General features: G+C 39.6%; 9 protein-coding genes and 1 other RNA gene. 6 read left to right on the forward strand and 4 right to left on the reverse strand.

Annotated elements, in window-relative coordinates; genetic code table 11:
* Nucleotides 1-102 precede the first annotated feature (102 nt).
* From FXV77_RS21525 to FXV77_RS21535, 3 genes are read right to left on the reverse strand one after another with little or no spacing between them, the layout of a single operon-like run.
* Nucleotides 103-783 (reverse strand): ABC transporter ATP-binding protein, encoded by a 681-nt coding sequence (locus tag FXV77_RS21525; protein WP_148921313.1) that lies wholly within the window; start codon nt 781-783, stop codon nt 103-105.
* Entirely contained in the window at nt 780-1694 is a 915-nt protein-coding gene (locus FXV77_RS21530) for a hypothetical protein (protein ID WP_148921314.1), read from the reverse strand. The genes FXV77_RS21525 and FXV77_RS21530 overlap by 4 nt, the downstream gene beginning before the upstream one ends.
* 6 nt (nt 1695-1700) lie before the next feature.
* The gene (locus tag FXV77_RS21535; RefSeq protein WP_148921315.1) at nt 1701-2834 is read right to left on the reverse strand and encodes a hypothetical protein; all 1134 of its coding nucleotides are present in this window, start codon (nt 2832-2834) and stop codon (nt 1701-1703) included.
* Between the two features lie 746 nt (nt 2835-3580).
* Here FXV77_RS21535 and FXV77_RS21540 point away from each other — a divergent pair.
* Nucleotides 3581-4222 (forward strand): fibronectin type III domain-containing protein, encoded by a 642-nt coding sequence (locus FXV77_RS21540; protein ID WP_148921316.1) that lies wholly within the window; start codon nt 3581-3583, stop codon nt 4220-4222.
* An 88-nt stretch (nt 4223-4310) separates the two neighbouring features.
* Here FXV77_RS21540 and FXV77_RS21545 read toward each other — a convergent pair whose 3' ends face one another.
* Entirely contained in the window at nt 4311-5702 is a 1392-nt protein-coding gene (locus FXV77_RS21545) for a type III PLP-dependent enzyme domain-containing protein (RefSeq protein ID WP_148921317.1), read from the reverse strand.
* Between the two features lie 109 nt (nt 5703-5811).
* On the opposite strand from FXV77_RS21545, the gene argS reads away from it, so the two are divergent.
* The 5 genes from argS (at nt 5812) to FXV77_RS21570 (ending at nt 11794) form a co-directional block, all read left to right on the forward strand.
* A complete protein-coding gene (gene argS / locus FXV77_RS21550; RefSeq protein ID WP_148921318.1) occupies nt 5812-7596 on the forward strand; it encodes an arginine--tRNA ligase in 1785 nt (594 codons plus the stop codon).
* 56 nt (nt 7597-7652) lie between these two features.
* The gene (locus FXV77_RS21555) at nt 7653-8741 is read left to right on the forward strand and encodes a Gfo/Idh/MocA family oxidoreductase (RefSeq protein ID WP_148921319.1); all 1089 of its coding nucleotides are present in this window, start codon (nt 7653-7655) and stop codon (nt 8739-8741) included.
* Nucleotides 8741-9934, forward strand: coding sequence for a BaiN/RdsA family NAD(P)/FAD-dependent oxidoreductase (locus tag FXV77_RS21560; protein WP_148921320.1), 1194 nt, complete (start codon nt 8741-8743; stop codon nt 9932-9934). Before FXV77_RS21555 ends, FXV77_RS21560 begins: the two co-directional genes overlap by 1 nt.
* 30 nt (nt 9935-9964) lie before the next feature.
* An RNA gene (gene rnpB, locus FXV77_RS21565) (RNase P RNA component class A) lies at nt 9965-10363 on the forward strand.
* Between the two features lie 45 nt (nt 10364-10408).
* Nucleotides 10409-11794, forward strand: a complete 1386-nt coding sequence (locus FXV77_RS21570; RefSeq protein WP_148921321.1) for a sigma-54-dependent transcriptional regulator — start codon at nt 10409-10411, stop codon at nt 11792-11794.
* Nucleotides 11795-12028 lie beyond the last annotated feature (234 nt).

The raw sequence follows: 12028 nt of genomic DNA on the forward strand, positions 1-12028 counted from the left end.
TTTCCTGCGTTCTTTTTTCATTTTCAACTGCTAATTTAAACATTTATGCAGTTGTCCAGTATTTGGGTAGTATGATACTGGTAATGGGTTGGTTTTCGTATTTTATAGAGGAAAGATATCATTTAAGTTTTTATGCAATAATTCGTCCGTAATTTGACGTTGCAATTCGGGAAAGCGCTCCTTATTTGCAAAGACACTAAACTTACCGTTATTTAATAAAGTAATCGAATCACAAGTTTCGGCTAACGAGCCAAAAATATGGGAAGATAGGATCACTGTTCTGTCTTTCGAACGTAATCGGCGGATAATATCTGTTAATAGAAGGCTGCTTTGAAAATCCAGCCCATTATAAGGTTCGTCGAGAATATATATATGGTTATTTTGTAATAGTACACCCAAAATACCCAGCTTCTTTTTCATACCAGTCGAATAACTGCTTACGTATTGATCTAACGGTAGGTCAAAAATATTCTGCTCGTTGAGGTTCTGCGGTTTTTTATTACGGGCTTCCATCAGTAATGTAAGATATTCTTTACCGGTAATTTTCGGAAGAAAAAAGATTTCGGAAGGGAGATAGCCGATGTGGTCTTTGAGTGGCTGAAGGTCAGCGATAATATGTCCGTCATATTTTTCCATTCCCGCTAGGCAACGGAAAAATGTAGTTTTACCTGCGCCGTTAGCGCCCACAATTCCATAAACTCTACCTGCTTGAAAATCGATATGCAAATCTTTTAAAACCGGATGTTTGCCATAAGATTTATATAAATCACGAATAGTAATCATAAATATTTTTCTAGATTTTGAACGGCTTTTTTATAATAATAGGGATATGCGGCTATCAATAATAAGGGCATCATGGCGATTATCATACATCCAATGGCTTCTGTGATTCCACCGCTACGTGGATACGCAGCATATTTCATCAAAATCACTAATATGAGCAGCAATAGTCCGCTAATCCAACAAAGGACGCCCCAAAACAACATGGACATGCCAAATAGCAGCAATAACAATATGAATGGTGCTATTAATAAGCTTAATTGGATACATCCTATACGTATTTTATTTTTAATAAAACCTGATGCTGAAAACGCATTATTCCATACAAGATACTCATCTTCGATAATATCGTAGGCACTTAACGCCGTTAGAATGACGATGCCTAATAATACGATTGGAAGATTAATATTATCATAATATATACTTATACAAGCAAGCGTGTAACAGATGACCAATAACAGCCAAAGACGACGAAAAAAGATAACAAACTCAAATGCTGAACTCCGAAATGGCGTTGGAATATTCCGGATCTCTACTCTTCTAATCGAGATAATGGTGAATATCATACTCAACACAACCAGAAGTGCCACTAGCAACCACGCTCTTTCATAAATAGCGATGGGTATAAAGGGTAAGATACAACCTATATTTTCAGCGATTCTTATTGTTAGAAATCGTTGCCTCGTAAATATATTTTTGAGAAAATCCACTCGGTTCGGGTTGGTGAGTTTGTAAAGAAACGATATAGACGCGTATCCAAGTATTAGGGGAGTATACTGCGGATACTGTATAGTGATAAAATAAATTGCAACGTATAATAATACCAATAGAAATAAACCTATTGCGAAAGGAAGCCCTATATCTTCGATTTGACGTCGGAAAATTTGATATTGCAATTGAAAATAATATCTCATTTCTTTTTAGTCTAAGGGACCTTCTGTTAACTGCAATCGATGTGTTAGTTTTTCCGCTAAGCTTGGTTGTAACGGAGGAATATTATATTTTTCCAAGTCTTCCCAAAATCTGCTTGTATAAACACTTCTCTCCGGTGTTTTATAAATACTTTTGGTCAGTTCTTTTTCAATGGATTTGTATTCTTCTGAACTGATATATCGCCGCTCTAATACGTAAAATTCGTTAAGCCCCTCGTAAGGGATATGTCCATATTCACTTTTTCGCTTGATGCTTCCAACAATATTTTGATATAAGGATGTCAAATCAAAGGGCGTGATATGATTCAATTCTGTTGCTGTATAATTTTCGATATGCACCGACTGTAGCGTACGTGCCTCTATTCTGAAAAATTTCTCATTCACGACACTATCGGGCAACACCTTATCTATATATAATTGAAGATTGTCTCCATCAGAGGATGTCGTTAGATATCCAACTTCTTTCCCTTTTTTGAGTAAGCGGGCACGATGAGTCTCGTCATTTTCTCGAACGAATTCAGCCAATCTATCCGATAGCCGCTGGCTAGTCATTTCTGGAACTCTGGGGATTTGGAAGAAAGGGCCCATTTTAGCATTATATTCTGCTGTAACAACAGAATCCAGGAAAATGCGATAATCAATTAGTTTATATTTAGGTTTGCCTTTGGTCAATGGAATATAAAACTCGACAATACCATCTGAAAAATATTTTTGTTGAAGATTGAATGTTTCCAAAGAGCGGTAATATCCGTTCAAAACCACAACTTCTCTGGGTTTTGTATTGATAATCACATCGTCGATAACAGTTGTTCTTGGTGTTAGTTCGTATACTTGTTTCCCATCTAAGGTAGATAAGGGGATAGTATTTGTTGTATAGGATATGTGCTGTGCGGTAATCGTCATGGGGAACAGACGGTTGATATCCACTTTTTCCAGAAAATGTACAATGCCGTTTTTATCGGTGAGTCCAATTAACATGCCCGTTTCATGATAGATGTTCAGAGCAGGAATTGGTAATTTATTTTCTACATCAATAAAGCGTATTTGAGCTTTACCCCATATGGATGTCAGCAAACAGATCAATATAGCGCTAATTTTTATTTTGCTCTGGCAACGTGACATCTTGACAATTCTTTAGCCTATCAATTTAATTTTATAACGCTTAAAGGTATTAAAACTAGAAAGATAAAAAGAAATCAAAATGCAATTAATTCGTTACCTAATTGTTTGGTCATACCGCTTATGAGCATATTGGCGAAAAGGAACTAACTTTTCCCTATGACGAATATTGTGTTTCTATATAAGAATTTTCTTTTCTCCATAAGGAACGATACGTTCTTGTAAAGGAATTACTTTTTCTTCATAAAAAGCGATGCATTCTTGTAAAGGAATTGCTTTTTATTCTATATAAGCGGTGTAATCTTGTAAAAGAATTGTCTTTTTTTCTAAATGAGCGGTGCAGTCTTATAGAAGAATTCCATTTTCCTCTACACGAGCGCTGTGTTCTTATAGAGGAATTTTCTTTTCTTCTACACCAATAGCGTATTCATATTGAGGGAATACTGTTATACAATAAATACGGATCAAAAACTGCCAAATCCGTCAAATAACACCAAAAACGGACAAAAGTAGACAAAGGTATACAAATGCGTCATAAACCGCCAAATCCGACAGACCTTATTTTTTTGCCCTTTACATTTGAATCGAATAGCAAGGGATATGCAATGACAAATTGTGAGAATGTAAATAAAAGAAAAAATGAGAATACTGAAACCACCATAGGAATGAAAACAACGGTCTACGAGATGACCGTGTAAAAGACAGCGGAAGAAATAAAATATGATCATAAACAATTTAAAAAAAGAAAGATGAAATATACAAGAGCATTAGGCAAGACGGTAAAGAGCACTGGAGACGCTGAAATTTTAAGAAGAACAGTTGCTGTTCTGGAGGCAATGATAACGAATGAAGAGATTTTCTCAGATCCGTTGCCATCGTTAGAAATATTGCAAACAGCAAAGGAGGATTACGAATCTAAATTAGCCATTTCGAGCAGGACACGGGGTTTGCAGGATATTAGTTTAAAGAACGAAGCAAAGGCGGTGTTGGCAGATACCTTGCAAAAATTGGCGTTCTACGTCAATACAATAGCGGACGGTCATCGACCGACGCTCTATGCGTCCGGTTTCCGAATTACATCACCGGCACTTAAAGGGCAGCTTCCATATGCACCCTCGTGGATAAAAAGCGGGGATGGTCACCTCAGCGGTTCGGTGAGAGTCGATTTTCAAAAGGTGGCCGGCAGCGGTATAGCGTATGAATATTGTTATGCCGTGACGGATGATCTGGATGGTATACCGGAATGGGGCGATATTATCCATACACGGACGACCCGAAAGAATATCATCGGGGGGTTAATTCCTAGAACAGTAGTGCACATTCGGGTACGGGCGGTAAACCCAAACGGCGTGAGCGAATGGGCGTCGCCTATTAAACACATCGTCCGATGAATATAACATAGAAACGGCGTAAAAAATAGAAAAGCATCGGGTATCCGATGCCTTTTACATTTAATAACTTATCGCTCATCGCTCTTAACTATTGATATCCTAACAGTTTCATTACCTGTTTGGAATTCTGCTCTTCTCCAAATACCTCGAAATTGAATGTCTCATCACGGTTTCTTCGAACAAGGACATGTTTTGGAGAGGGAAGCAAGCAATGGTGAATACCGCCATACCCACTAAGGACATCCTGGTAAGCACCCGTGTGAAAAAATCCCAAATATTGTACTTTACGTGTTTTGGGCATAAAGATAGAGTCCATGTGTGCTTCCTGGCTGTAATAGTCTTGTCCATCACACGTAATACCACCTAAATTCACCCTTTCGTATTCAAAATCCCAGTTGTTTATCGGCAGAAGGATATATTTCTGATTCAATGCCCAGACATCGGGCAGATTGGTAATAAAAGATCCGTCAATCATAAACCATTTTTCCCGATCGTTCTGTAGCTTACGCCCTAGAACCTTATAAAGAATCCCGGAAGCTTCAGCAACAGTGTATTTTCCAAACTCGGTTATGATATCAGGCTCCATCACTTCGTGATGCGCACAGATTTGCTTAATACGATTGACAATTTCATTCACCATATATTCATAATCAAAACCGTGCACCAAGGAATCTTTAAAAGGCATACCACCACCAATATCCAGCGTATCAAGCTCCGGATTTACTTTCTTGAATTTACAATATAGCGTCACATATTTCTCTAATTCATTCCAGTAATAAGGAGTGTCGGAAATTCCAGAATTGATAAAGAAATGCAACAGCTTCACTTTGAAGTTCGGATTGTCTGCAATTTTGCTGTTATAAAAATCAATTACATCTTCCAAGCGGATCCCCAAACGGGATGTATAAAACTGCGAATCCGGCTGTTCCTCGGATGCTATACGGATCCCCAACGCGCAAGGCTCGTCCAGCTCAATCTCATCATCATAAAGATTAAACTCTTCTTTGTTATCCAGGACGGGGATAATATTCGTATACCCATCATGAATCATATCGATGATGTACTGCTTATATTGATAGGTTTTGAACCCGTTACAAATCACGGTAATGTCTTTTGTTACCGTCCCCGCACGTTCCAATGAATCGATCATCGGCATATCAAAAGCGGACGATGTTTCGAGGTGAATGTCGTTCTTTAGCGCTTCTTCAACGATATGCTTAAAATGTGAGGATTTTGTACAATAGCAATACTTATACGATCCCCGATAGTCATTTTTCAAAATCGCCGTTTGAAATAAGATTTTCGCCTGCTGAATTTTTTTACTGACGATAGGTACGTAGGTAAAACGTAAAGGTGTGCCATACGTTTCTATCATCTCCATCAAATTCAAATCATGGAAATACAATTCGTCGTCGATAATCTCGAATCCGTCTTGCGGAAAACCAACACTTAAGTCAAGAAATTCCTGATAGCTCTGCATTTTTTATTATTTTTGGCAAAGATATACTTTCATGATGAATACCTTACTATATAGGTTTATATTTTTCCAGTTCATTATCAGAAAGTTATAAAAATTACGAAATAATTACATGACTAATTCTATTCAACAGACTTTAATTGCGCAGACCATTAAAGCAGTACAGCAGCTTTATAGCGCGGATATTCCCGAATCGCAGGTAACTTTACAGGAAACCCGGAAAGAGTTTGAAGGGCACATCACGATTGTCATCTTCCCTGTAACGCGTTTCTCCAAAAAATCACCGGAGCAAACAGGAAGAGAAATAGGGGAGTTCCTACAGCGCAATGTGCCGGTCATATCTGTCTTCAATGTGATTAAAGGTTTTCTAAATATTAGCCTTGCTGATCAACATTGGATAGAACTGGTTAATACCAAGTTGATAGATTCATCTTTTGGCACATTTCCCGCCAATGGAAAGAAAATCATGGTGGAATATAGTTCTCCGAACACGAATAAACCGCTACATTTAGGACATATACGTAATAACTTATTAGGTTACTCCGTTGCGGAGATTTTGAAAGCCTATGGTTATGAGGTGGTGAAAGCCAATCTTGTCAATGACCGCGGTATCCACATCTGCAAGTCGATGCTCGCCTGGCAAAGATACGGAAATGGTGAAACGCCAACATCTTCGGGATTGAAAGGTGATCATCTGGTAGGTAAATACTACGTCATTTTCGATAAAGAATACAAAAAAGAAATTGATGCGTTGAAAGAACAGGGACAAACGGAAGAGGACGCAAAAAAGAATGCTTCGCTAATAAAAGAGGCGCAATCGATGTTGCAGAAATGGGAAGCTAACGACGAAGACGTCATCCAGTTATGGAAGATCATGAATGGTTGGGTGTATGATGGATTCGAGCAAACCTATAAGCAACTAGGAGTAGACTTTGATAAGTTTTACTATGAATCGAACACCTATTTGCTAGGCAAGGATATTATTCAAGAAGGGTTGGAGAAAGGTGTTTTCTTTCAAAAAGAGGATAACTCCGTGTGGATTGATTTGACGGATGAAGGATTGGATCAAAAGCTCGTGTTACGTGGCGATGGCACATCGGTGTACATTACGCAGGATTTGGGCACCGCGCAACTCAAATACGATGAATTTAAGATGGATGAATCTATCTATGTGGTTGGAAATGAGCAAGATTATCACTTTAAGGTGTTGTTTTTGATTTTAAAGAAATTAGGAAAATCGTGGGCGGACGGATTGTATCATCTATCATACGGGATGGTCGATTTACCATCGGGTAAGATGAAATCTAGAGAAGGAACGGTTGTCGACGCTGACGATTTAATGGCTGAAATGCTGGAAACGGCTAGAACTCGTACCGAAGAGTTGGGTAAAACAGAGGGATTGGAAGAGGAACAGAAAGCGTCGTTGTACAATACTATCGGCATGGGAGCTTTAAAGTACTTCTTGCTGAAAGTAGATCCTAAAAAACGACTATTGTTTGACCCGAATGAATCTGTAGATTTTCAAGGACATACCGGACCGTTTATTCAATATACACACGCGCGTATCAAATCGGTCTTGCGTAAAGCATCTTATGATAAATCACTCGCATTAGCGTATCCAAAGGAACTCTCTGTTTATGAGCAGGATTTAATACAAGTTTTAAGTAGGTATCCGGAAGTCTTAGAAGCTTCTGCAAAGGAATTTTCGCCAGCTCAGTTGGCAAACTATGCTTATGAGCTTGCGAAACTCTATAACAAGTTTTATCACGAAGAAAGCATTCTGAAAGCAGAAGATGAAACCGCTAAGAATTTCCGTTTGCACTTATCGGCAGTAGCAGCACGGACTATTTCGGAGAGCATGCGGCTCTTAGGCATTCACGTACCGGAGAGGATGTAGGTTTTTCTCTTCTTTTAATATTAACGATGGGATCTTGCAATTTATAGATATATAATATGGAACGCGAACAAAAAAAATATAAAATAGGTTTAATAGGCTTTTCGATAGGTGGACAGGTATTCCACGCACCGTTTATCGTAGGAAACCCGTTTCTTGAGCTCTATAAAGTAACGGCGAGAAAACCAGAACAGCAGCAGGTTTTAACGAAGGGATACCCGTCAGCTATCGCAGTGCAGCGTGTTGATGAAATCATTGATGATCCATTAGTGGACATCGTTGTGGTAGCGACTTCGAATGATGTTCATTACACATTAACAAAACGAGCCTTAGAAGCTGGAAAACACGTCGTAGTGGAAAAACCTTTTACGAATACGACCGCGGAAGCAGATGAATTGATTGCATTAGCAAAACAGAAAGGATTGATACTAACCGTTCATCATAATGCGAGATTTCATTCCGATTTCAAGACGGTTAAAAAGATTATAGAAAGTAAAAGATTAGGATCAGTTGTTAATTATCAAGCACGTTTTGATCGTTTTAGAAATTTCCTGCGTGAAGGAGCGTGGCGGGAACAGGATTTGCCGGGCTCTGGTATCCACTATGACTTGGGTGCGCATTTGATAGACCAAGCGTTACAACTGTTCGGAAAACCGGATGCTGTGTTTGCTGATTTGCGGAAACAGCGGGAACACGCTAAAGCAGTAGATGATTTTGAATTTATATTAAGTTATCCTACACGCAAGGTCTCCTTATTTGGGCAAATGTTGGCAAAGGAGCCAACTCCCCGGTTTGCATTATACGGTCTGAAAGGTTCGTTCGTAAAATCGGGTGTAGACCCACAGGAGGCACTATTGCGCAACGGTGCATTGCCTCACGAAAACCCGAACTGGGGCAAAGAGCCGGAGTATACGCACGGTGTATTGAATATATTGGAAAATAGACAGGATATACGGCAAACGATTCCCAGCGAAATAGGAACAGGCCAGGATTTCTATCAAAATCTGGTAGCGGTATTACGAGGTGAAAAGGAGCTAATTGTGCAACCGGAGCAAGCCAGGGATGTTATCTGTATTCTGGAAGCCGCAGAGCAGTCTTGGGAGGAACAGCGTGTTATCTCTCTGAAAGATCAATTGATAGCGTATTAATGGATTACGACGCCGTCATAATAGGTGGGGGAGCCTGTGGATTGATGTGTGCGGTACAAGCGGGGCTGTTAGGCAAACGTACCTTGGTTTTGGAAAGAAATGACAAACCTGGTGCAAAGATATTAATTTCGGGTGGCGGACGCTGCAACTTTACCAATCTATATACTGCACCGGAGAACTTTCTTACAGAAAATCCACATTTTCTACACACCGCTTTTTCGCAATGGACGGTAGAAGATACGATTTCGTTTTTTGAGAATTTTGGTGGGATTCAAGGACAGGAGAAGACACTTGGTCAACTTTTTCCAAAATCGAACAAAGCAAAAGATGTTGTCGCGGTATTTACGAAATTGATGTATGACACCGGACAGGATATCTGGCTACAGACCGAAGTGAAATCTGTCAAGAAACAAGGAGAGGGATATGCGGTGTCTTTTATAAGGGAGGGAGATGAACAACAGCTTTTTTGTAAGAAAATAGTTTTTGCTTCTGGAGGTTTGCCGGTTGCTAAACTGGGTGCTTCAGATTTTGCCTTGAAATCAGCTCGCCAATTTGGCTTATCGATAATGGATACCGCACCCGCGCTCGTTCCATTAACTATTACAGGAAAGGATGCGACCTGGTACGCATCATTAGCTGGGAATAGCGTTTTTGCTCGTGTTTATAATGATAGAATTAGTTTTGAGGAAAATATACTCTTTACCCATTGGGGATTAAGCGGCCCTGCCGTTTTACAAATATCATCCTATTGGCGTGCCGGCGAAACCTTTACAATAGATCTTCTTCCAAAATTTCGTCTAGATGAATTGATAAAAAACGAACGTACAGCAGGAGGAAAGCGGACAATAGGACAACTGCTGAACGATTATTTTACAAAAAAGATGGTCGAAGCACTGGAAAAATATCTTCCGATCGATCTTAAAATTGCTTCACTCAGTAAGGCAGACGCTAGATTCGTATGTGATACTATACATAAATTTGTAGTAAAACCTGCGGGTGACAAAGGCTATGATAAAGCGGAGGTAATGCGTGGTGGTGTTTCGACTGATGAACTCAACCCGCGTACGCTGGAAGCTAAAAAACAACTTGGGCTTTATTTTGGCGGCGAAGCTGTAGATATCACTGGATGGCTTGGAGGGTACAACTTTCAATGGGCTTGGGCTTCTGGTTATTTGATTGCGCAGGATTTGTAGGGGTATGGGTATTTTCTTAACTTTGCATCGAAGCAAACTGGTTCTATCGCTGTCTCGTCTTCGGGTGGGAGGGAGGAAAGTCCGGGCAACAAAGAGCAACACGCTTCCTAACGGGAAGGCTCTTATGGAAATAAGAGACAGAAAGTGCCACAGAAAATATACCGCTCCGACTTGTCGGGGTAAGGGTGAAAATGTGAGGTAAGAGCTCACAGTTTTGCATGGTGACATGCATTACGGTAAACCTCGTGTGTTGAAAGACCAAATAGGTTGCGAAATTCGAAGGCTGCTCGTCTTCTCCCGATTTGTCGGGATTCGTAATGGGTAGGTTGATCGAGCTTGTGTGCAAATGCAAGCCTAGATAAATGATAGAAATCCGCTCGTTTAAGACGAATAAGGATACAGGACCCGGCTTACAAGGTTTGCTTCTTTTTATAAAATAAGATAGTTTTTTATTCATTAAGATAAACACACAATATGACGACAATCTTAATCATCGACGACGAACGCCCCATCAGAAGCTCGCTTCGCGATATTTTAGAATATGAAGATTACAAGGTTCTGGATGTGGATAATGGGTTTGATGGCTTAAATATCCTAAAAAAGGAGAAGATAGATCTCGTTCTATGTGATATCAAAATGAATAAAATGGACGGTATGGAAGTTCTGACGGAGGCGCAAGGCATCTGCGATACGCCTTTTATCATGATTTCCGGTCACGGCAATATCGAAACTGCTGTCGAGGCTGCGCGAAAAGGCGCTTTCGACTTTTTGGAAAAACCACTCGACCTCAATAGACTGTTAATTACCGTACGTAACGCCCTTGAAAAAGGAGTTTTAGTAAAGGAAACCAAAGTTCTAAAGAAAAAAGTTTCCAAAACGAAGGAAATATTAGGCGAGTCTCCAACGATTAGTCTTATAAAAGAAACCATAGAACGTGTGGCTCCGACAGAAGCACGTGTTTTGATAACGGGAGAAAACGGTTCGGGAAAAGAATTGGTAGCGCATTGGCTTCATGAAAAATCTGCTCGTGCGAGTGCACCGTTAATAGAGGTCAACTGTGCGGCAATCCCGTCCGAGTTGATAGAATCCGAGTTGTTTGGGCATGAAAAAGGTTCTTTTACTTCGGCTGTGAAGCAACGCATTGGAAAGTTTGAGCAAGCCAGTGGTGGAACATTATTTTTAGACGAAATTGGTGATATGAGCCTTTCGGCTCAAGCGAAGGTGTTGCGTGCACTTCAAGAAAATAAAATCACACGGGTAGGAGGGGAAAAGGAAATTGATGTAAATGTTCGGGTAATCGCCGCTACGAACAAAGATTTGCTAAAAGAGATAGAAGATGGTAATTTCCGTATGGACCTTTACCATCGCTTAAGTGTTATCTTAATCCATGTTCCGTCCCTTAAAGAACGTGCTGCCGATATCCCTATTATCGCATCTAGCTTCTGTGAAGAAATATGCGGAGGATATAATACGCCTACAAAAGAGATTACAGAGGGAGCTATGCGAGCATTACAATCCTTGCCTTGGACAGGAAATATCCGCGAGTTGCGAAACATGATTGAACGATTGATTATCCTTAGTGATAAAAAGATTACGGAAAGAGAAGTGGGTTTATATGCAAATCCATCGAATAATAACATAACTGCCGCGAACAACACGAGTTCAAAAACGGGGCAAATACTCGATTTTGATAAATTTGAGTCTTTTCAGGATTTTAAAGACTATGCTGAAAAAGAATTTATCAACTTTAAATTAGATAAGAATGGATGGAATGTTTCAAAAACAGCCGATGATATTGGAATACAGCGTAGCCACTTATATCATAAGATTGAAAAATTTGGATTGAAACGTACAGAATAGAAAACTTAAAAAAGCGGTAAAATATTTTTACCGCTTTTTTCTGCTAATCATTAAATTTTCGTTTCTGCCTTCTGTAGAGCACGATAATAATAAGTAAAAGTATAATCGCTCCCACGATAATCGCTGCTGTGGAAGACGTTTCCTCCCTTTCCGTATTTATATGTTGTTCTGCTCTTGCAAGTAACGTTAAATAGCTAAATAAAATAATAAACCCCACTTTTCTCATAACTTAAA

It is taken from the genome of Sphingobacterium phlebotomi (genome assembly GCF_008180195.1).
In the GTDB taxonomy this organism is placed as follows: Bacteria; Bacteroidota; Bacteroidia; order Sphingobacteriales; family Sphingobacteriaceae; genus Sphingobacterium; species Sphingobacterium phlebotomi.